16 protein-coding genes are annotated in these 20,563 nt (G+C 67.2%); 8 read left to right on the forward strand and 8 right to left on the reverse strand.

The features are described 5' to 3' along the window. Window positions 1-257: 257 nt before the first annotated feature. A complete protein-coding gene (locus SR870_RS16205) occupies window positions 258-851 on the reverse strand; it encodes a hypothetical protein (RefSeq protein WP_322514568.1) in 594 nt (197 codons plus the stop codon). A 144-nt stretch (window positions 852-995) separates the two neighbouring features. Here SR870_RS16205 and polA point away from each other — a divergent pair, with 144 nt between their 5' ends. The 3 genes from polA (at window position 996) to SR870_RS16220 (ending at window position 5,818) form a co-directional block, all read left to right on the forward strand. After that, window positions 996-4,046: a DNA polymerase I gene (gene polA / locus SR870_RS16210; RefSeq protein ID WP_322514569.1), complete on the forward strand. Its 3,051-nt coding sequence runs from the start codon at window positions 996-998 to the stop codon at window positions 4,044-4,046. 297 nt (window positions 4,047-4,343) lie between these two features. Beyond that, window positions 4,344-4,907 (forward strand): orotate phosphoribosyltransferase, encoded by a 564-nt coding sequence (pyrE, locus tag SR870_RS16215; RefSeq protein ID WP_322514570.1) that lies wholly within the window; start codon window positions 4,344-4,346, stop codon window positions 4,905-4,907. A 107-nt stretch (window positions 4,908-5,014) separates the two neighbouring features. Further along, entirely contained in the window at window positions 5,015-5,818 is an 804-nt protein-coding gene (locus tag SR870_RS16220; protein ID WP_322514571.1) for a DUF2865 domain-containing protein, read from the forward strand. Between the two features lie 163 nt (window positions 5,819-5,981). Here the strand turns inward: SR870_RS16220 and SR870_RS16225 are convergent, their stop codons facing one another. Then, window positions 5,982-6,413, reverse strand: coding sequence for a hypothetical protein (locus SR870_RS16225; RefSeq protein WP_322514572.1), 432 nt, complete (start codon window positions 6,411-6,413; stop codon window positions 5,982-5,984). A gap of 449 nt (window positions 6,414-6,862) precedes the next feature. Here SR870_RS16225 and SR870_RS16230 point away from each other — a divergent pair, with 449 nt between their 5' ends. The 4 genes from SR870_RS16230 to SR870_RS16245 all read left to right on the forward strand — a co-directional run bounded on the left by SR870_RS16230 (window position 6,863) and on the right by SR870_RS16245 (window position 13,363). Continuing rightward, entirely contained in the window at window positions 6,863-9,373 is a 2,511-nt protein-coding gene (locus SR870_RS16230; RefSeq protein WP_322514573.1) for a glycogen/starch/alpha-glucan phosphorylase, read from the forward strand. 259 nt (window positions 9,374-9,632) lie between these two features. Continuing rightward, window positions 9,633-10,466: a thioesterase family protein gene (locus tag SR870_RS16235; protein ID WP_322514574.1), complete on the forward strand. Its 834-nt coding sequence runs from the start codon at window positions 9,633-9,635 to the stop codon at window positions 10,464-10,466. Between the two features lie 93 nt (window positions 10,467-10,559). Then, window positions 10,560-11,546 carry an arginase gene (gene rocF / locus SR870_RS16240; protein WP_322514575.1) on the forward strand — a complete coding sequence of 329 codons (987 nt, stop codon included), beginning with the start codon at window positions 10,560-10,562 and terminating at the stop codon, window positions 11,544-11,546. A 194-nt stretch (window positions 11,547-11,740) separates the two neighbouring features. Continuing rightward, complete coding sequence (locus SR870_RS16245; protein ID WP_322514576.1) at window positions 11,741-13,363, forward strand: ABC-F family ATP-binding cassette domain-containing protein; 1,623 nt, start codon at window positions 11,741-11,743, stop codon at window positions 13,361-13,363. A 154-nt stretch (window positions 13,364-13,517) separates the two neighbouring features. Here the strand turns inward: SR870_RS16245 and SR870_RS16250 are convergent, their stop codons facing one another. Continuing rightward, on the reverse strand, window positions 13,518-14,711 hold the full coding sequence (locus SR870_RS16250) for an IS481 family transposase (protein WP_322514220.1): 1,194 nt from the start codon (window positions 14,709-14,711) through the stop codon (window positions 13,518-13,520). A gap of 199 nt (window positions 14,712-14,910) precedes the next feature. After that, window positions 14,911-16,104 (reverse strand): DUF2125 domain-containing protein, encoded by a 1,194-nt coding sequence (locus SR870_RS16255; RefSeq protein WP_322514577.1) that lies wholly within the window; start codon window positions 16,102-16,104, stop codon window positions 14,911-14,913. 159 nt (window positions 16,105-16,263) lie between these two features. Between SR870_RS16255 and SR870_RS16260 the strand changes: the two genes are divergently transcribed. Then, window positions 16,264-16,842, forward strand: a complete 579-nt coding sequence (locus SR870_RS16260) for a gamma-glutamylcyclotransferase (protein WP_322514578.1) — start codon at window positions 16,264-16,266, stop codon at window positions 16,840-16,842. A 321-nt stretch (window positions 16,843-17,163) separates the two neighbouring features. On the opposite strand, the gene SR870_RS16265 is transcribed toward SR870_RS16260, so the two are convergent. The 4 genes from SR870_RS16265 to ftsE form a co-directional block, all read right to left on the reverse strand. Beyond that, the gene (locus tag SR870_RS16265; protein ID WP_322514579.1) at window positions 17,164-17,976 is read right to left on the reverse strand and encodes a lysophospholipid acyltransferase family protein; all 813 of its coding nucleotides are present in this window, start codon (window positions 17,974-17,976) and stop codon (window positions 17,164-17,166) included. Between the two features lie 13 nt (window positions 17,977-17,989). Then, entirely contained in the window at window positions 17,990-18,712 is a 723-nt protein-coding gene (locus tag SR870_RS16270) for a YdcF family protein (protein WP_322514580.1), read from the reverse strand. A gap of 157 nt (window positions 18,713-18,869) precedes the next feature. Beyond that, the gene (locus tag SR870_RS16275; protein WP_322514581.1) at window positions 18,870-19,850 is read right to left on the reverse strand and encodes an ABC transporter permease; all 981 of its coding nucleotides are present in this window, start codon (window positions 19,848-19,850) and stop codon (window positions 18,870-18,872) included. After that, a complete protein-coding gene (ftsE, locus tag SR870_RS16280; protein ID WP_322514582.1) occupies window positions 19,843-20,502 on the reverse strand; it encodes a cell division ATP-binding protein FtsE in 660 nt (219 codons plus the stop codon). The genes SR870_RS16275 and ftsE overlap by 8 nt, the downstream gene beginning before the upstream one ends. Between the last annotated feature and the right edge of the window lie 61 nt (window positions 20,503-20,563).

Genomic DNA, 20,563 nt, shown 5'->3' on the forward strand with positions numbered 1-20,563 from the left:
GTTGATCGATCAGTCGTAACGGATTCTAGAGCCGTTCTGTCTCCGATGGAATCAGATTGGCGTTCAGGGATACTCGCCGCAGGCACAACCTCATGGTGAGGAGGCGCGAAAGCGCCGTCTCGAACCATGCGCCGCCGACACTGCACGTCACCCCATCCTTCGAGACGCCCGGCTTCGCCGGGCTCCTCAGGATGAGGGGCAGTGCATCTGGCAAGGGCCATACCGCTTCAATCAATCGATGAAACGCTCCAGTACGACTACCCGCCACCCTCGATCTTCACCCCGCCCTGCATCCCGACGATCTTCGCCCGATAGGTTTCGGCGTCGCCGAAATCGGCGAAGCCCTGGTAGTGCGGGTGCGGGCCGAGGATGCGGCGGGCGTGTTTGATCGGGCACCAATAGACTTCGGTCCGCGCCGCGACCTCGCGGGCGAAGGCGATCACGCCGTTGCCGTAGGAGCAGTAGGCGCAATTGATCTTTTCCAAGAGGTTCAGATAAGCGAGGTGGTGGCGGTCGAACACCAGATAGTCGCGGCGGCGCACTTTCGGGATCTTGTAGATCGGAAAGCAGATCGCCTGATAGGCCATCACGCTGACATCGAGGATCACGAACGGCACGATCAGCGCGTAGATCACCGGCGCGGTGAGCACGATCCACGGATTGGCGTCGCGAATGTAGCGCGACAGCCGGACCTTGATCGCGCCGTGCAGCCGCTCGACGCCCTGCTCGAACACGATGCGCTGATTGTCCAGATGCCAGCGCAGCGCTTCGCGCCGCTTGGTCAGTTCGACCTCGATCTCGGCCTCGACTGCGCGCAGTCTGGCCATCAGATCGTCGAGGGGCGTGGGCATCGGAAGTCCTTTCAGGTGCGGCGGAGCGGCCACCCGCGCACGGAACAGCAGCCCGCGCAACCGGTTTCCCGGGGCCTCGCAAAAATCGCCGCCGCCCGCGTCCGGCAGGGTGTCAAAAGCCGCAAAACGCCTTAAGTTGCGGCCATGCCGAAATCCCCCTCGAAAGCCGCCGCGCCCGTCGCCGCCAACGCCCCTGCCCCGGCCGCCGTCAAGCCGCCGGGCCAGGGCGATCACATCTTCCTGGTCGACGGGTCGTCCTACATCTTCCGCGCCTATCACGCGCTGCCGCCGCTCACCCGCAAGTCGGACGGGCTGCAGGTCAACGCCGTGCTCGGCTTCTGCAACATGCTGTGGAAGCTGCTCCGCGAGATGCCGCCGGACAACCGGCCGACGCATCTGGCCATCATCTTCGACAAATCCGAGCACACCTTCCGCAACCAGCTCTATCCCGACTACAAGGCGCACCGGCCGCCGGCGCCGGACGATCTGATCCCGCAATTCGCGCTGATCCGCGAGGCGGTGCGGGCGTTCGACCTGCCCTGCCTGGAGCAATCCGGCTTCGAGGCCGACGATCTGATCGCCACCTATGTGCGCGAGGCGTGCGAGCGCGGCGCCACGGCTACAATTGTTTCGTCCGACAAGGACCTGATGCAGCTCGTGACCGACTGCGTCACGATGTACGACACCATGAAGGACCGCCGCATCGGCATTGCCGAGGTGATCGAAAAGTTCGGCGTGCCGCCGGAGAAGGTGGTCGAAGTGCAGGCGCTGGCCGGCGACAGCGTCGACAACGTGCCCGGCGTGCCGGGCATCGGCATCAAGACCGCGGCGCAACTGATCAATGAATATGGCGACCTCGACACGCTCTTGGCGCGCGCCGCCGAGATCAAGCAGCCGAAGCGGCGCGAGGCGCTGATCGAGAACGCCGAGAAGGCGCGGATCTCGCGGCAACTGGTGCTGCTCGATGACAAGGTGAAGCTCGACGTGCCGCTCGACGAGCTGGCCGTGCACGAGCCCGACGCGCGAAAGCTGATCTCGTTTCTGAAGGCGATGGAATTCACCACGCTGACGCGGCGGGTCGCGGACTATTCGCAGATCGATCCGTCGGATGTCGAGGCGGAAGCCGCGCTGAAGAGCGGCGCACAGAATCAGCCCGGCTCTCAGACCGTCATGGCCGGGCTTGACCCGGCCATCCATCCCCCGTCGCAAGATTCGTCGTCGAAGACGATGGACCCCCGGGTCAAGCCCGGGGGTGACGGCAACAAGCGTGGGGTCGCCGCGGGCGAACTCACGCCACAGGCGCTCGCGGCGGCCCGCGCCGAGGCCGCCCGCAAGATCCCCGTCGATCGCGCCGCTTACAAGACCGTGCGCACCCTCGACGAGCTGCAGGGCTGGATCGCCCGCATCCATGACGCCGGCGCCTTCGCGGTCGATGCGATCGCGACCTCGATCGATCCGATGCAAGCGGAGCTGTGCGGCATCGCCCTGGCGCTCGGCCCCAATGATGCGTGCTACATCCCGGTCGGCCACCGCCAGACCGGTGACGGAAGCGGCCTGTTCGCCGCCGGCCTCGCGCCCGACCAGCTCGGCGCGCGCGACGTGCTCGATGCGCTGCGGCCGCTGCTGGACTCCGCCGGGCTCGCCAAGATCGGCTTCAACATCAAGTTCACCGCGGTGCTGCTGGCGCAGCACGGCGTCACGCTGCGCAACATCGACGATGTGCAACTGATCTCGTATGTGCTCGATGCCGGCCGCGGCAGCCACGGTCTGGATGCGCTGTCCGAAAGCAATCTCGGCCACACGCTGCATGTGCTCGGCGCGCTGACCGGCAGCGGCAAGGCGAAAATTGCGTTCGATCAGGTGCCGATCGACCGCGCCACCGAATATGGCGGCGAGCGCGCCGACGTCGCGCTTCGATTGTGGCGCGTGCTGAAGCCGCGGCTCGTCGCCGAGCGGATGACCGCGGTGTACGAGACGCTGGAGCGGCCGCTGGTCGGCGTGCTGGCGCGGATGGAACGTCGCGGCATCTCTATCGATCGAAGCGTTTTGTCGCGGCTGTCGTCGGACTTCGCCCAGACCGCGGCGCGTATCGAGGCAGAGATCCGCGAACTCGCCGGCGAGGACATCAACATCGGCAGCCCCAAGCAATTGGGCGACATCCTGTTCGGCAAGATGGGCCTGCCGGGCGGCAGCAAGACCAAGACCGGCGCGTGGTCGACCTCGGCGCAGGTGCTGGATGAACTCGCCGAACAAGGGCACGAATTCCCGCGAAAAATTCTCGACTGGCGGCAGGTCTCGAAGCTGCGCTCGACCTACACCGATGCGCTGCCGAACTACGTGCACCCGCAGACCCAGCGCGTCCACACCACCTACGCGCTCGCCGCCACCACCACCGGGCGGCTGTCGTCGAACGAGCCGAATCTGCAGAACATCCCGGTGCGCACCGAGGACGGGCGGAAAATCCGCCGCGCCTTCGTGGCGACGCCGGGGCACAAACTGGTCTCCGCCGATTACTCGCAGATCGAATTGCGCCTGCTGTCCGAAGTCGCCGACGTGCCGGCGCTGCGCAAAGCGTTTCAGGACGGCATCGACATTCACGCGATGACCGCGTCGGAGATGTTCGGCGTCCCGGTCGAGGGCATGCCGTCCGACATCCGCCGCCGCGCCAAGGCGATCAATTTCGGCATCATCTACGGCATCTCGGCATTCGGCCTCGCCAACCAGCTCGGCATTCCGCGCGAGGAGGCCGGCGCCTACATAAAGCGTTACTTCGAACGCTTCCCCGGCATCCGCGCCTATATGGACGAGACCCGCGACTTCTGCCGGGCGCACGGTTTTGTCGAGACGCTGTTCGGCCGCAAATGCCACTACCCGGACATCAAGGCCTCGAACCCGTCGATCCGCGCCTTCAACGAACGCGCCGCGATCAATGCGCGGCTGCAGGGCTCGGCCGCCGACATCATCCGCCGCGCCATGGTGCGGATGGAGGACGCGCTGGCGGAGAAGAAGCTCTCGGCGCAGATGCTGCTGCAGGTCCACGACGAACTGATCTTCGAGGTGCCGGAGGATGAAGTGGCGGCGACACTGCCGGTGGTGAGCCACGTGATGCAGGACGCGCCGTTCCCGGCGGTGATCCTCAACGTCCCGCTGCAGGTCGACGCCCGGGCGGCCGACAATTGGGACGAGGCGCATTAGCGCTTCTGGCTCTCGGTGTGACTGCCCCTCTCCCCCCGCCGCAGCGCGCTCCCTCTCCCGCCTGCGGGAGAGGGCTGGGGTGAGGGCGCGCCGAGCATTGAGTCAGCGACCCGCCGAGAGCCCTTCCCCCACCCGGATCGCTGCGCGATCCGACCTCCCCCGCAAGCGGGAGAGGTTGCGCTGTGCCGGTCGAGAGGCCGGCGGACCATCAAGCCGTTAATTGCCGCCGCTGCGCGCTGGCATCGCGGGATGCCGGCGGCTAGATTGCGGCAGCTTCCAACAGCCCAGAGATCGCCCGTGTCCAAATCCGCCTCCCGCGCCCGTCTTGCCGACATCATTCGCGCCCGCTCGTTCGGCCGGGGCGAGATCACGCTGGCGTCGGGGCGCAAGAGCGACTTCTACTTCAATCTGAAGCCGACGATGCTCGATCCCGAGGGGGCGGCGCTGCTGGCCGAATTGACCTACGAGGCGCTGCGCGACGAGCAGGTCGACTATGTCGGCGGACTGGAGATGGGCGCGGTGCCGCTGGCCGGTGCGATCGCGCAATTGTCGTGGCTGAAGAATCACCCGATCGCGGCGTTCTTCGTGCGCAAGAAGCCCAAGGAGCACGGCGCGCGGCTGGCGGTCGAAGGTCTGGCCAAGGGCGAGACCCTGGCCGGCAAGCGCTGCGTCATCGTCGAGGACGTCACCACCACCGGCGGCTCGGCCATCAAGGCGGTCGAGGCGGTGCGCGAATCCGGCGCCGAGATCGTGCTGGTGCTGACCATGGTGGACCGCGAGGAAGGCGCCACCGAAGCCTTCGCCGAGGCCGGCCTGCCGTTCCGCTCGCTGTACAGGGCCAGCGAATTCCTCAATCGGTGAATACACCGGCGCCCGGGCGCCCGAGGAAACCGCCCGTTTACCATCCCGCCTTAAAGTGACCGGGTCGCGGCCAGGCCGCAGCACGATCGCGTCGGGTGGAGTGGGCGTTGCGTCAAGTCTTTGAAATGCTGCGCCTTCGGCGCACCGTCGCGGTCGCGGCGGCGCTCGCTCTGGCAATGCCGGTGGTGCTGATCCCGTCGGCCGCACCGGCACAGAACATCCTCGAAATGCTGTTCGGCGGCGGCGGCCCGCAGCGGCCGCAGCAGCGCGGCGCGCCGGCGCAGGCGAATTTCTTCGCCGATCCGTTCGGGCTGAACCAGCAGGCCGCGCCGCCGCCTCCCGCCCGCCCGGTCGCCTCCGGCGGCGGGCCGGCGTTCTGCGTGCGGCCCTGCGACGGCAAGTATTTCGCGCTGCAGACGCGCGGGGGCGCGACGCCGGCGCAGATGTGCCAGGCGTTCTGCCCGGCCGGCAACGCCAAGGTGTATTACGGCAGCAACATCGACTACGCGACGGCATCGAACGGGCAGCGCTATGCCGACAGCGAAAACGCCTTCGCCTACCGCAAGGCGCTGAAGCCCGACTGCACCTGCAACGGCCGCGACCCGGCCGGCCTCGCGCAGATCGACCTGTCGCAGGATACCTCGCTGCGCGCCGGCGACATCGTCGCGACCGCAACCGGGCTCGCCGCCTATACGGGCGTCCGGCTCGGCGCCGAGCAGACCCCGGACTTCACCCCGGTGGCGGATTATCCCGGCCTGACCGCGCAGCTCCGCGCCCGTCTCAGCGAGATGAAGGTGGCGCCGGTGAACGACCAGCTCACCGAAGCCCCGCAAGTCAGCCGCGACGTGGCGCTGCCGGCCCCGGCCGTGGCGCAACCCGCGGTGCGCGGGCGCCGGGCGGGCATCGACTGAGGTACTGAGGCGACAGCGGCCTAAGCCCGCCGTCATTCCGGGGCGCGGCGAAGCGGCGAACCCGGAGTCCCGACGTTCGGGGCGCCCGGCGGTCCCGCGCAGAACAGCTCCAGATTCCGGGTTCGCTCGCTGCGCGAGCGCCCCGGAATGACCGTCCAGGGGGCTACCGCCCGACGATCACGCCGATCACATTCGGCGCGGCGCGGTAGGTTTCTTCGATCCGGGCGCGGGCGGCGGCGCGGTTTTCGGGGGTGAGCAGGCCGCGCTTCTCGGCGAGGATCATCCAGCAATAGCCCCACCAGTCGGTCAGCATGCCGGAATCGTCGACGAGGTCGTAGCCATGCTCGGCGGCGAAGATCCGGGCGGATGCTTCATCCAGCGTGTCGAGCCAGGCGAGATCGTCGACCCAGAACATCTCGTCGCACAGATCGTCAGGTGAATAGCCCCAGATCGACAGGCACACCGCGTTGAATTCGCGGTCGAGCTGGTCGTCGTCGATCCACTGCCGCCGGGCCAATTGATGCAGCCGCGACAGCGATCGCGCGAAATCGGCGATCCGGGTCAGAGCCATCTGATCGAAGGCGATGGTGGACATGTAGTCCTCGCAAGTTTGGATAGGCCATAGATATTGTGGCGCCACGCGCCGAATCAAGATGATATATCAATGACTTGTAAAATTGTTCTTAATTTGTTCTAGTTCTCCCGGCAATCCGGCGTCCAATCGATCGAACCCCGCGATGAGTGCTCAAAGGTGTCGAGGTGTCTGTCGTGCCCCCAGCGCGCGTGGCGACCTGCAACGCAAAGCGACGGTGAGCGGTCGCGACCGCGTCAAACTCATCCGCTAGCAGTTATCATCGCGCGCGGACCGGCTTCGGGCGCCATCGGTTGATCGAAAGCGGTCGCATTCTCAGAAACACGCCGCAGAAACGCGAGTTGTGCACAAAACCAAGGCACCGCGCCGCAACGATGCACTCGTCATGGGTTTCGGTCCGGCGCTAATGTTTGTATGGTTTGAAACTCGTAAAACCCTTGTAGGATCATCATTTGCCCGTGCAGCCCGTGCCAGAGAAATTTCAGCAGCCGCCGATCGACGAACTGGCGCTGTCCGAGATCAAGAGCGCCATTCTGGCCAAGCTGACGCTTGCGATCGGCAAAGAGGCGACCCAGGCGACCAAGCAGGACTGGTACAAGGCCGCGGCGATGGCGTTGCGCGACCGCATCGTGCACCGCTGGCTTGTGTCCGAGAAGGAGAGCTACGACGCCGGCCGCAAGCGGGTATATTACCTCTCGCTGGAATTCCTGATCGGCCGGCTGTTCACCGACGCGCTCAACAATATGGGCCTGCTGGCGCAATACGGCGCCGCGCTCGGCGACCTCGGCGTCGGCCTCAACGATCTGCGCAAATGCGAACCCGACGCAGCGCTCGGCAATGGCGGCCTCGGCCGGCTCGCCGCCTGCTTCATGGAAAGCATGGCGACGCTGGAGATCCCGGCGATCGGCTACGGCATCCGCTACGATTACGGCCTGTTCCGGCAGATCATCAATCACGGCTGGCAGCAGGAATTCCCGGACGAGTGGCTGTCTTTCGGCAACCCCTGGGAGCTGCAGCGGCCCGAGGTGGTGTATCAGGTGAAATTCGGCGGCAGCGTCGACCAGGTCACCGATGCCAAGGGCGTGACGCGCGCGGTCTGGACGCCGATCGAAACAGTGCAGGCGATGGCCTATGACACGCCGATCGTCGGCTGGCGCGGCGAGCACGTCAACGCGCTGCGGCTGTGGTCGGCGCGGGCGCCCGACCCGATGCTGATCGACGTGTTCAACACCGGCGACTATCTCGGCGCCACCGCCCATGAGGCGCGCGCCGAGGCGATCTGCAAATTCCTCTATCCCAACGACGAAAGCCCCGCCGGCCGCGAGCTGCGGCTGCGGCAGGAGTATTTCTTCGTCTCCGCCTCGCTGCAGGACCTGATCAAGCGGCATCTGGATTCGGACGGGCAGATCCGCAACCTCGCCAAGAAGGCCGCGATCCAGCTCAACGACACCCATCCCAGCCTCGCCGTCACCGAGCTGATGCGGCTGCTGATCGACGTCCACCACCTGCGCTGGGACGACGCCTGGCAGATCACCACCGCGACGCTGAGCTACACCAACCACACGCTGCTGCCCGAGGCGCTGGAGACCTGGCCGCTCGATCTGTTCGAGCGCACGCTGCCGCGGCATCTGGAGATCATCTACCGCATCAACGAGGCGCATCTGGCGCACGCCGAGACCTGCTGCCCCGGCGACATCGAATTCCGCGCGTCGGTATCGCTGATCGACGAGCGGGCCGGCCGCCGCGTCCGCATGGGCCACCTCGCCTTCATCGGCTCGCACCGGATCAACGGCGTCTCGGCGATGCATTCCGACCTGATGAAGGAGACGGTGTTCCACGATCTCAATCATCTCTATCCGGACCGCATCACCAACAAGACCAACGGCATCACCTTCCGGCGCTGGCTGACGCTGGCCAATCCGGGACTGACCGATCTGGTGCGCGCGGCCTGCGGCGACGAGGTGCTGGACGATCCGACGCGGCTCGAGCGCCTCGAAGCCTTCGCCGGCGACAGCGCGTTCCAGCAGCAGTTCCGCACGGTCAAGCACCGCAACAAGATCGCGCTGGCGCGGCTGATCAGCGAGCGCAACGGCGTCCGGGTCGACCCCGGCGCGCTGTTCGACGTGCAGATCAAGCGCATCCACGAATACAAGCGCCAGCTCCTCAACGTGCTGGAGACCGTCGCGCTGTATCACGCGATCAAGGACGAGCCGGACCGCGACTGGGTGCCGCGCGTCAAGATCTTCGCCGGCAAGGCGGCGGCGAGCTATCGCTACGCCAAGCTGATCATCAAGCTGATCAACGACGTCGCCGAGGTGATCAACAACGACGCCTCGATCGGCGGCAAGCTGAAGGTGGTGTTCCTCGCCGACTACAATGTCAGCCTCGCCGAAGTGATCATTCCGGCCGCCGATTTGTCGGAACAGATTTCGACCGCCGGCATGGAAGCGTCCGGCACCGGCAACATGAAGCTGGCGCTGAACGGCGCTCTGACGATCGGCACGCTCGACGGCGCCAATATCGAGATCCGCGATCACGTCGGGCCCGAGAACATCGCGATCTTCGGCATGGAGGCGCTGGACGTGGTGGCGCGCCGCGCCCAGGGGCTGGACGCCAACGACGTCATCAGCCGCTCGCAGCCGCTCGCCCGCGCCATCCGGGCGATCGACGCCGGCGCGTTCTCGCCCGACGATCCGGCGCGGTTCGCCTCGGTGGCGCACGCGCTGCGGCACCTCGACCACTACATGGTCAGCGCCGATTTCGACAGTTACTACGAAGCCCAGCGCGGCATCGACGCCCGCTGGGCCGCCGGCCCCGCCTGGACCCGCGCCGGCATCCTCAACGTCGCGCGGATGGCCTGGTTCTCGTCCGACCGCACCATTCGCGAATACGCCGAGGACATATGGGACGTCCCGACCCGCCACGCGACGCAGCCCTCGCCGGCACGGCGGGCGAAGGGCTGAGCAAACGCTCGCGCGAGCGCACAGCGCAACCTCTCCCGCTTGGGGGGAGGTCGGATCGCGTAGCGATCCGGGTGGGGGAAGGGCTCTCGGCGGATCGCTGACTCGGTGCTCGGCTCGCCCTCACCCCAACCCTCTCCCGCAAGCGGGAGAGGGAGCCCAGGGGCCGCGTCGTATCACATGACGACCGACAGCCATTGCGCGCCGGCCCGCCGCAAGGCAAATTGCGGCCAAGCAAGAACAAGAACATGAGGACAGCACCATGGACGCCAAGGTCGAGCACGCGCCGCATCCGTTCGACATCGCAACGGCGGTCGAGGCCGGCGACGGGCGCTGGACCGGATACACCAGCGACGATTATCACGCCTTCGTCGGCCAGTTCGGCGGCGCCACCACGGCGACGCTGCTGCGCGCGCTGATGCAGCACCCGGACCGCGCCGGCGACCCGCTGGCGCTGACGGTGAATTTCTGCGCCCCGGTCGGCAACGGCGCGTTCGATCTGACGCCGCGGCTCATCAAGGCGACGCGCTCGACCCAGCATTGGTCGATCGACCTCACCCAGCCCGACACCGGCGTCGCGGCGTTCGCCACCGCGGTGTTCGCGCAGCGTCGCGAAACCTGGTCGCACCAGCCGACCGAGAAACCGCAGACGACGCACTACGAAGACACTCCGGTGTATGCGCGCGCCGGCGTCGCGGCGTCCTGGATCCGGCAGTTCGAGTTCCGCTTTGCCGAGAACGAGCCGAATTTCGGCGGCGCGCCGCATCCCGAGCCGGCGAGCGCGCACACCAAAGTGTGGATCGGCCACGCCGTGCCGCGGGTGATCGACCTGCTGTCGCTGTCGGCGATCGCGGACGCGTTCTTCGCGCGGATCTTCCACGTCCGCGGCGAGTTGCTGCCGATCGGCACGGTGTCGATGACGACGTATTTTCACGTCGACGCCGCCGACCTCGCCGCCGAGCCGACAACGGCGGTGCTCGGCGTCGCCGACGCCAACGTGTTTCACAAGAGCTTCAGCGACCAAACCGGGGAACTGTGGTCGGCCAACGGGCGTTTGCTGGCGACGACGCATCAGATCACCTATTTCAAGGCCTGATCGCAGACGCTCGGTCGACGCGTTGTCGTCACGCGATGCTGCTACCGACGTCGCTTGAAACCGCCGTGCTCCCCCGTCGGAAAGGCGCCGCGCATGACGCCCTCCAGCTCCGTGATCCCGCCCGATCCCAACCGCCGCGTCGCATTGCTCGGCGTGCCGATCGAGATCGGCGCCGGGCTGCGCGGCACGCTGATGGGGCCGGCGGCGCTGCGCACCGCCGGCATCGGTCGCGTTCTGGAGCAGCTCCGCTTCACCGTCGCGGATCACGGCGACATGACGCGCCCCGCGCTCGATCGCGGCACCGACCCGGCGCCGGCCAACGCCAATTACTACGACGAAGTGCGAGGCTGGGTCGGCGCCATCTCGGCGCGGGCCTATGAGCTGGCGAAGTCCGGCGCGGTGCCGCTGTTCATGGGCGGCGATCACAGCCTGTCGATGGGCTCGGTCAACGGCGTCGCGCGCTACTGGCAGGCGCAGGGCAGGCCGCTGTTCGTGCTGTGGTTCGACGCGCATGCCGACTACAACACGCCGGCGACGACGCTCTCCGCCAACATGCACGGCATGTCGGCAGCGTTCCTGTGCGGCGAGCCGGGGCTCGACCATCTGCTCGGCGACGAGCCGCGCGTCTCGATCCCGCCGGACCGGCTCGACCTGTTCGGCATCCGCTCGATCGATCCCCTGGAAAAGGAGCTGGTGCGCGCCCGCGCGATCCCGGTGGTCGACATGCGGGCGATCGACGAATTCGGCGTCGCCGTGCTGATCCGCCGCGTGATCGACCGGGTCCGCGCCGCGAACGGCGTGCTGCATCTGTCGTTCGACGTCGACGTGCTCGACCCTGCGGTCGCGCCCGGCGTCGGCACCACCGTGCCGGGCGGCGCGACCTATCGCGAGGCGCATCTGGTGATGGAACTGCTGCACGATTCCGGGCTGGTGCGTTCGCTCGACGTGGTCGAGCTCAACCCGTTCCTCGACGAGCGCGGCCGCACCGCCCGCGTCGCGGTGGAACTGATCGGCAGCCTGTTCGGCATGCAGGTCACCGACCGGGCGACCCCCAGCAACGCGGTGCTGCCGGAGGGGTAAGACGCCCCATCGTCCGTCATTCCGGGGCGCTTGCGCAGCAAGCGAACCCGGAATCTGACACGGGCAGAGCATTTCGGGATTCCGGGTTCGCGCTGCGCGCGCCCCGGAATGACGAGGTGGGGCAATCGACAAACTGGCGCGTCTGGCCACTTTCCGCTAAACGCGCCGCAGCAATTTCCTCGCCCTGTGAGCCCATGATCCGTCTCGACAACATCTCCAAGCAGAACGGCCACCAGATCCTCTATATCGAGGCCTCCGCGACACTGCTGCGCGGCGAGAAGATCGGGCTGGTCGGGCCCAACGGCAGCGGCAAGACCACGCTGTTCCGGATGATCAAGGGCACCGAGACGCCCGACGAGGGCCAGGTGTCGGTCGATCGCGGCCTGACGATCGGCTATTTCAGCCAGGACGTCGGCGAGATGGCCGGGCGCAGCGCCGTCGCCGAGGTGATGGAGGGCGCCGGGCCGGTCAGCGAGGTCGCGGCCGAGCTGGCCGAACTCGAACACGCGCTCGCCGATCCCGACAAGGCCGACGAGATGGAGCAGATCCTCGAACGCTATGGCGAGGTGCAGCACCGCTTCGAGGAGCTCGACGGCTACGCGCTGGAGGGCCGCGCCCGCGAGGTGCTGGCCGGCCTGTCGTTCACCCAGGAGATGATGGACGGCGACGTCGGCAAACTCTCCGGCGGCTGGAAGATGCGCGTGGCGCTGGCGCGGATCCTGTTGATGCGCCCCGACGTGATGCTGCTCGACGAGCCCAGCAACCATCTCGACATCGAAAGCCTGATCTGGCTCGAACAATTTTTGCGCGGCTTCGAAGGCGCGCTGCTGATGACGTCGCACGATCGCGAGTTCATGAACCGCATCGTCAACAAGATCATCGAGATCGATGCCGGCACGCTGACCAGCTATTCGGGCAATTACGAATTCTACGAGCAGCAGCGCGCGCTCGCCGACAAGCAGCAGCAGGCGCAGTTCGAGCGCCAGCAGGCGATGCTCGCCAAGGAAGTCGCCTTCATCGAGCGCTTCAAGGCGCGCGCCTCGCACGCCGCGCAAGTGCAGAGCCGGGTCAAGAAGCTCGACAAGATCGAGAAGGTCGAGCCGCCGCGCCGCCGCCAGACCATCGCGTTCGACTTCCTGCCGGCGCCGCGCTCCGGCGAAGACGTCGTCAGCCTCAAGCGTGTCTCCAAGCGCTACGGCAGCCGGGTGATCTACGACGGACTCGATTTCCAGATCCAGCGCCGCGAGCGCTGGTGCGTGATGGGCATCAACGGCGCCGGCAAGTCGACGCTATTGAAGCTCGTCACCGGCTCGACGCCGCCCGACGACGGCAGCGTCGCGATCGGCGGCAGCGTCAAGCTCGGCTACTTCGCCCAGCACGCGATGGACCTGATCGACGGCGAACTCACCGTATTCCAATCGCTCGAAGAATGGTTTCCACAGGCCGGACAAGGCTCATTGCGCGCGCTCGCCGGCTGCTTCGGCTTTTCCGGCGACGACGTCGAGAAGAAATGCCGGGTATTGAGCGGCGGCGAGAAGGCGCGGCTGGTGATGGCCAAGATGCTGTACGACCCGCCGAACTTCCTGGTGCTCGACGAGCCGACCAACCATCTCGACATCGCCACCAAGGAAATGCTGATCAAGGCGCTCGCCGAATACGAGGGCACCATGCTGTTCGTCTCGCACGACCGGCATTTCCTCGGCGCGCTGTCGAACCGCGTGCTGGAGCTGACGCCGGACGGAATCCACAAATACGGCGGCGGCTACACCGAATACGTGGCGAGGACCGGCCACGAGGCGCCGGGGCTGCATAGTTAGTCGTGAGCAAGCTGATTAGTTGGGCGCGAGGCGGCGCGTTCGGCACCTCTCCCGCTTGCGGCAGAGGTCGGATCGCGCAGCGATCCGGGTGAGGGCACTCCTCTCCGAGCTTGCTGAGTCAGTGCTCTGTTCAACCGGCATGATTCCCGACACTTTAGACCGGGATGATTGTCGACAGGTCTTTGTCCGCGTGTTGCGGCGCGTAGCGCAGCCCCTCTCGGGGCGGAGCGAAGCGACGGAACACGCGGAGGCGATCGATCAGGCCGATGTCGTAATGGCAGAACCGCACGATCTGGTCGCCGTTGTCGAGTTCGGCGATGCCGATCGGTTCTCCGATCAGCGCCTCGCTGATGAAGATGCGCTCGCCGTGCCACATGATCTCGCCGGAGCTGCGGACCCGCCGCACCTCGTGGTCGGCGTCGTACCAGGGGTCCGCGATCCGGTCCGGCATCTGCCGCGTCGAGACGGTGTAGAGTTCGGCCGGCGGTCGCTGGCCGAGCGCCTCGTGCGGGCGCTCCCGATTGTAGTGATCGCGGAAGGCATCGAAGCGGGACTGCTGCTGGGTCGCCGTGGCCGCCGGCGGGCGCGAGGTCTGTGCCTTCAGGGTCCGATGCATCCGCTCGTGACGGCCGTTCTCCTGCGGCGAGGCTGGATGCACGAAATGCGGCTCGATCCCGAGCTTGAGCCACCAGGCCGACAGCCGGGTCAGCCCGCAGGCGCCGGTCGAACCGAACGGCGAGCCGTTGTCGCAGCGGATCGCCCGCGGCAGGCCATGGCGGCGGAAGGCATCGAGAAACAACGGCATCGTGGCGTCGATGGTTTGCGGCGTGATGGCGATGTCGAACAGATAGCGGCTGAAACCGTCGGTCAGCGTCAAGGGATCGATCCGGGTGCCGTCGCGGGTCCGAAACCAGCCCTTGAAGTCGGCCGCCCATTCGTCGTTCGGCGCGCTCACCGCTGCAAACGGTCGTTGCTGAGCCAGCGCCGGCCGCCGCCGCCTGACCGGCGCGATCAGCCCGGCCTGCTTCAACAATCCGCCGATCGTCGAGGCCGAAGGCCACGCGTTCTCCGGATGCTTGCGCCGCAGGATCGCCAGAAGCTTGCGCGGACCCATGTGCGGAAACCGGCGCCGCAGATCGACGATCGTCGCAACCAGTGCGGCATCGGTCCGCTGCGGGCAATGATGCGGAGCATGCGAGCGGTCCACGAACCAGTCCTCGGCCCCGCTGTCCCGACGCCGCCGCCACTCGTAGAACGTGTCTCGACTGACCCCGTAGCGCCGGCACAGATCCGACACGCTCCAATGGCCGCTCGCATGCTCCGACAGCATCCGCACCCGCTGTTCCATCCGACAGGTCTCCACAAAAGGCATCGGCGGTCCTCCCTCCGATGCAGTGTGAACTGTCGACAATCACCCCGGTCTGAACTGTCAGGAATCTATCCGGTCCGTACCCTCGGCGCGCCCTCACCCCAGCCCTCTCCCGCAAGCGGGAGAGGGAGCAGGCTGCGGCACGCGGTGACGCTTACTTCAAAGAGACGAGGAGCCGCTAAAACAGCGGCTTCATCTGCGCCACCTTGATCGGCCCCAGCATCACCGCGCCGTCGACGAAGCGCAGCGGGACGGCGCGGGCGGGGCGGCCTTCGAGGGTGGCTTCCTGGCCGAGCGCGTTGATGCCGGCGGCGACGCCGACATTGGCGTTCTGGCGGACCACGCGGCCGAGGCCGGGGATGGCGCGGTCGAGCGCGCCGAGCATGTTGTTGACGTCGTTCGCACGCACGCCGGGCGCGAGGCGATCGATGGTGGATTGCGACACGCCTTCTTCCAGCACCTTGTCGATGCCGAGCTTCGGGATCACCTTGTCGAGCCCAGCGACCACCATCTGCAATTCGCCGTCGACATTCCCCGTCGGCGTCAGCCCGAGCGCGCCGATCGCGGTCGCGATCATTTCGCCCTGCTGGATCCGCGCTTCGCGAATCTCGATCCGGCCGCCGGCGGCCTGCAATTCGCGGAAGCGCTCCGGCCACGGCTTCGGCCGGAAGTCCTTCAGCCCGCTCAGCACCACGCGCAGATGCGCGTCGAACAGTTCGGCGAGCAGCGGATGCACGTCCTGGATGCTGGCGCCTTCGAAGCGGAAATCGGTCTCGATCCGCGGCTGCCCCGGCGCCGGTCCCTCGACCTGACGCGCGTGCATCTCGGCCTGGCGGGCGCGGGCCAGCGGCACCTGCGTGGCGCCGTCGACGCGGTCGAGCGCCGGCGCATCGAACACCAGCGCGACGCGTTGCGGCGGTCCGGGAAGTCCCGCGACGCTGCTGCGCGCGGTGGCCCAGTTCAGCACCATCGAGGTCGGCTGGCCGCGATCGGCGAAGCTTGCCGGGCCCTTGAATTCGGCGATCAGCAGCCGTGGATCGTAGATCTGCGACACCACCAGGATCTCGGCGAGCTTCGCCGTCAGCGGCGTCCGGCTCGCCACCTGCTCGGCGGTCTGCGAGGTCAGCGCGACGCTGGCGTCGGTGCAGCGCACTTCGAGGCGGAACGGGAAGCCCGCCACCGAACGGTCGCCGCAGTCGTAGACCCGGCCGGCGGCAGCCTCGCGCGCCCGCCAGGCGTCGACGATGCGGTCGACCTGCGAGGCGGAGACGAACCAGAACAGGCTCCAGCCGATCGCGGCGATCAGCAGCAGCGTCGGCATCAGGAACAGCGGCCAAAGCCGGCGGCGGCGGGGCAGCGGGAGGTTTGTCATCGAGCCTACTTAGAGTGTGCGCCTGAAAAGGCAAATCGGGGCAACCCCGGCGGCGGCGCCATGCCGGAGCCGCGCAGCGGATCAGCGGCGAAATCGCTGACATCGGCATACACGATGGGGTAGAGACGGAATTTGTCATTAGAGCGATGGCCCGCCGTCATGTCTGCCAAGACCCTGTCCGATTCCGAGCTGTCCGACGGCGATTTGTGGGTGTTCGGCTATGGCTCGCTGATGTGGAGCCCGGGCTTCGCTTTCATCGAGCAGGTGCCGGCGCGGCTGATCGGCGAGCACCGGGCGCTGTGCGTGTATTCCTTCGTGCATCGCGGCACGCCGGAACAGCCGGGCCTCGTGCTCGGGCTCGACCGCGGCGGCGCCTGCCGCGGCATCGCCTTCCGCGTCGCCGACGAACACCGGATGCAGACGGTGGCTTACTTACGCGAGCGCGAGCAGGTCACCAACGTGTATCGCGAGGTCAAGCGCTCGGTCTGGCTGGAGGACGATGCCAGGCGGCGGATCAGCGCGCTGGCCTATGTGGTCGACCGCGGTCACGCGCAATATGCCGGCCGCCTGACGCCGGCCGAACAGCTCCGGCTGGTCCGGCAGGGCCACGGCCGCTCCGGCCCGAACCGCGACTACGTGCTGTCGACGGTGCGCGCGCTCGAGGCCCAAGGCTGCCGCGATCCACAATTGCACCGCATCGCCGAGGGCCTGCGCGACGAAACGCCGCCGCATCGCTAACTCGCAACGCGATGCGCGACGCAACCCTGCCGCAGGCCGGGCAATCGCATATGACAGTTCGCGGCTGCGACACGCATCACCCTCCCCTGGAGGGGGAGGGTCGCTCGCGTCAGCGAGCGGGGTGGGGTGGCGAAGAGTTCGTCCGCCGTGCCTGCGGCTCACCCCACCCCGTCACGCATCCCGCTCCGCGGGCTGCGTGCCGACCCTCCCCCTCCAGGGGAGGGTGAAGAGAGCCTGGTGCAATAGCCTCGACGTCCATAGGCGATTGCCCTGCCCCGCTCGCGGGGAGAGGGAGAAGGCTGCGATCCGTTGAACCTGACTTTACTGATTGCCGATTTTGCGCTTGGCGACTGCCGGGGCGGACGGCTGGGCGTTCGGTGCGTTCGGCACCCGGCCGAACAGCGCTTCCTGCTCCTTGCGGCCGGCGTCGATCAGGCGGTTGCTGGCGGTCTCGATCAGCTCGCTGACGGTGTCGATGAATTCCCGTCGCGACAGGCCGACCGGCAGCGGATCGAGAAACTCGACGACGATCGTGCCGGGGTAGCGCATGAACTGGCGGCGCGGCCAGAACAGTCCGGAATTCAGCGCCACCGGCAGACAGGGCACGTCGCAATCGACATAGATCTGGGCGATGCCGGCCTTGTAGTGCGGCGGCGCGCCGACCGCCGTGCGGGTGCCTTCCGGGAAGATGATCAGTTGCCGGCCACGATTGACTTCCTCGCTGGCGCGGCGCGCCATCTCCATCAGGATACGGCCGCCCTTCTTGCGGTTGATCGCGATCATGTCGGCCTTGATCAGAAACCAGCCGAAGAACGGGATCCAGGTCAGCTCGCGCTTGAGGATGTACAGCGGCGCGTCGAAGAACTGCAGCAGCGCGAAGGTCTCCCACATCGACTGATGCTTCGGCGCGACGATCAGCGGGCCCTGCGGAATTTTCTCGACGCCGCGGAATTCGACCTTGGTATTGCAGACGACACGCATCAGCCAGATGCTACTGCGGCCCCACAGCTTGGCGACCCCGATCAGCGCCTGGCGCGGCAGCACGAAGGTCGGCACCGCGACCAGAATCCAGAACACCAGCAGCAGATAGAACAGCACGTTGAAAATCAACGAACGGACGAAAATGCTCGTCATCGAAACGATCCGGTCAATTGGCGAGCGCCGTCGCGGGTTTGTGGGCCACCGACTCGGGCGACTGCTCCGTGGCTTCGGGCGCGATGTCGATGCCCAGTCGCGCCAGCCGCACCCGCGCTTCGACGGCGACGTATTTGGCGTATTCGGATAGCAGCAGCCGCAGCGTCGCGCCACTGCTCCACCACGCCTCGTCGCGCCACTTCTCGCCGATCACCGAGAACGGGATCAGCTCGACGTCCGGCATCGCGTGCGACATTTCGACGATGGCGCGGGGCATGTGGTAATTGGAGGTGACGACGATCAGCGAGCGGAAACCGCGCTCGTGTGCCCAGCGCCTTGTTTCGGCGGCGTTGCTGCGGGTATTGACCGCCGAGCGGTCGAGATCGACGCAGCAGCCCAGCCAGTCCTTGCTGTCCGGCACCGAGCGCGAGATGTCGCTGGCGCCGTTGGTCCGGTGCACGCCGGAGATCAGCAGCCGCTTGCCGTAGCCGGAGGCGAGCAGCTCGACGGCGTCCGAAACCCGCGACGAACCGCCGGTCAGCACCACGATGCCGTCGGCGGCGCGGGCCGGCCTGGCCTCCTCGACCCGCAACTGCAGCAGGAAGGCGACGAAGCCGCCGACGCCGAGCACGCCGAGCCCGAGCACGGCCGCGAAGGCCGCGCGCAGCAACCCGAACCGGCGAATCGGTCTGGCCTGGCGCAGGTCGGGCGGAAACTGGGCAGAGCGCGGATCCATCGGATGCCGATATACCTCGATTGCGGGCCGCCGGTGCGGCTTCTTTCGGCGGACCTCGCTGGGCGAAAGACGACCGGACTCTAGTGCGTTTTCCGGCGAAAGGGAGTCCGACGGGCGTCCGAATTGGGTCCGGCCTGCCGCGGCTGTGGCGGCGGCGTCAATCGATCGCATTCAGCGTGCTGAACAGCGTGCGGCGCGACGCCAGCGCGGTGATCGCCGCGATCAGCGCCGCCTGCCCCGCCAGCGCCAGATAGCCCGTGGGGCGCAGCGAGAAGGTTCCGAGCAGCGCCGCGAACTGGTCGCCGACGGGCGTGCCGGAGAACCAGGTCGCGACCGATTCGGAGAAGCCGAACACGAACACCGCCGCCCCGCCGCCGATCAGACCGCCCTGCAGGCCGAGCATCAGGAAGTGGCGGAAGAAGCGGTCGGCGATGAAGCGGTCGCTGGCGCCGACGAAATGCAGCACTTCGACGATCGGGCGATTCGCCGCCATCGCGCCCCGGGTCGCGAACGACACCGAGATGATGGTGGCGACGATCACCAGCGCCAGCACGCCGATGCCGGCGAACACCGTGGCGCCGGTCATTGAGCGCATCCGCTCGATCCAGGCGCGGTGATCGTCGACGGTGGCGCCCGGCGCCGCCTGAGCGATGCGGCCGCGCAGACCGGCGAGATCGAGCGCGGTGCCCGGCGCGATCCGCGCCACGATCACCCGCGGCACCGGCAGATCGTCGAGCGATAGCCCGGTGCCGAGCCACGGCTCCAGCAGCTTGGCGGATTCTTCCCTGGTGAACGGCCGCACCTCGACGATGCCGGGCTGGTTGCGCACCACCTCGGCCACAGCGGCGACGTCGCGCTCCAGGCTGCGGCCCTGCACCGAGCGGACCTGAACGGTGATCTCGCTCGACACGTCGGATTGCCATTCCGCCGCCGATGCGCTGACCAGCAGCACGACGCCGGTGGTCATCGAGGCGAGGAATGTCATGATCGCCACCACGGCGACCAATGCGCGGCCGGCGATCGAGGCGCGCGGCACGATCGGCGACTGGTTGCGCGCGCGCGCCGGCACCTGCGGGCGCTCGTCGCCGAGATCGACCAATACGTCGCGCGGATCGCCCTGTCGCGGTTGCCTATTCATAGATGTGCAGCCGCCCCTGATGCAGAACCATGCGGCGCGCCTCGTACTGATCCATCAGGTTGATGTCATGAGTCGCGATCACCACCGCGGTGCCGGATTTGTTGAGTTCGATGAACAGCCGCAGCAGGCGGCGGCCCAATGTCGGATCGACGTTACCCGTGGGCTCGTCGGCCAGCAGCAATTGCGGCCGGCCGATCACCGCGCGGGCGATCGCGGCGCGCTGCTTCTCGCCGCCGGACAGCACCGGTGGCAGCGCATCCATCCGCTCGCCGAGCCCGACCCATTTCAACAGATCGATGACCTCCTTGCGATAGCTGGATTCGTCGCGGCCGGTGACGCGGAACGGCAGCGCGACGTTCTCGTAGGTGGTCATGTGGTCGAGCAGGCGGAAGTCCTGCAGCACGATGCCGATCCGCTGCCGCAACGCCGAGACCTCGTCCTTGGTCAACAGCGAGACGTCGTTGCCGAACAGATTGACCAGTCCGCGGGTCGGGCGCAGCGACAGGAACAACAGCCGCAGCAGCGAGGTCTTGCCCGCGCCCGAGGGGCCGGTCAGGAACTGGAAGGAATGCGCCGGGATCGCGAAATTGAGATCGCGCAGGATCTCCGGACCGAGCCCATAGCGCAGGCCGACATTTTCGAAGCGGACCAAATTCAGCTCCGATCGCGATCGGCGCAGCGGGAAAGGGCACGCCACGCCAAATGCCCGTGGG

The sequence above is a fragment of the Rhodopseudomonas palustris genome, assembly GCF_034479375.1.
Classification (GTDB): Bacteria; Pseudomonadota; Alphaproteobacteria; order Rhizobiales; family Xanthobacteraceae; genus Rhodopseudomonas; species Rhodopseudomonas palustris_M.

Excerpts from the sequence above, each read along its gene's own strand:
- SR870_RS16205 (WP_322514568.1), bottom strand. The coding sequence starts at position 851 with ATGCCCACGCCCCTCGACGATCTGATGGCCAGACTGCGCGCAGTCGAG.
- polA (WP_322514569.1), top strand. The coding sequence starts at position 996 with ATGCCGAAATCCCCCTCGAAAGCCGCCGCGCCCGTCGCCGCCAACGCC.
- SR870_RS16225 (WP_322514572.1), bottom strand. The coding sequence starts at position 6,413 with ATGTCCACCATCGCCTTCGATCAGATGGCTCTGACCCGGATCGCCGAT.
- SR870_RS16235 (WP_322514574.1), top strand. The coding sequence starts at position 9,633 with ATGGACGCCAAGGTCGAGCACGCGCCGCATCCGTTCGACATCGCAACG.
- rocF (WP_322514575.1), top strand. The coding sequence starts at position 10,560 with ATGACGCCCTCCAGCTCCGTGATCCCGCCCGATCCCAACCGCCGCGTC.
- SR870_RS16245 (WP_322514576.1), top strand. The coding sequence starts at position 11,741 with ATGATCCGTCTCGACAACATCTCCAAGCAGAACGGCCACCAGATCCTC.
- SR870_RS16250 (WP_322514220.1), bottom strand. The coding sequence starts at position 14,711 with ATGGAACAGCGGGTGCGGATGCTGTCGGAGCATGCGAGCGGCCATTGG.
- SR870_RS16255 (WP_322514577.1), bottom strand. The coding sequence starts at position 16,104 with ATGACAAACCTCCCGCTGCCCCGCCGCCGCCGGCTTTGGCCGCTGTTC.
- SR870_RS16260 (WP_322514578.1), top strand. The coding sequence starts at position 16,264 with ATGTCTGCCAAGACCCTGTCCGATTCCGAGCTGTCCGACGGCGATTTG.
- SR870_RS16265 (WP_322514579.1), bottom strand. The coding sequence starts at position 17,976 with ATGACGAGCATTTTCGTCCGTTCGTTGATTTTCAACGTGCTGTTCTAT.
- SR870_RS16270 (WP_322514580.1), bottom strand. The coding sequence starts at position 18,712 with ATGGATCCGCGCTCTGCCCAGTTTCCGCCCGACCTGCGCCAGGCCAGA.
- SR870_RS16275 (WP_322514581.1), bottom strand. The coding sequence starts at position 19,850 with ATGAATAGGCAACCGCGACAGGGCGATCCGCGCGACGTATTGGTCGAT.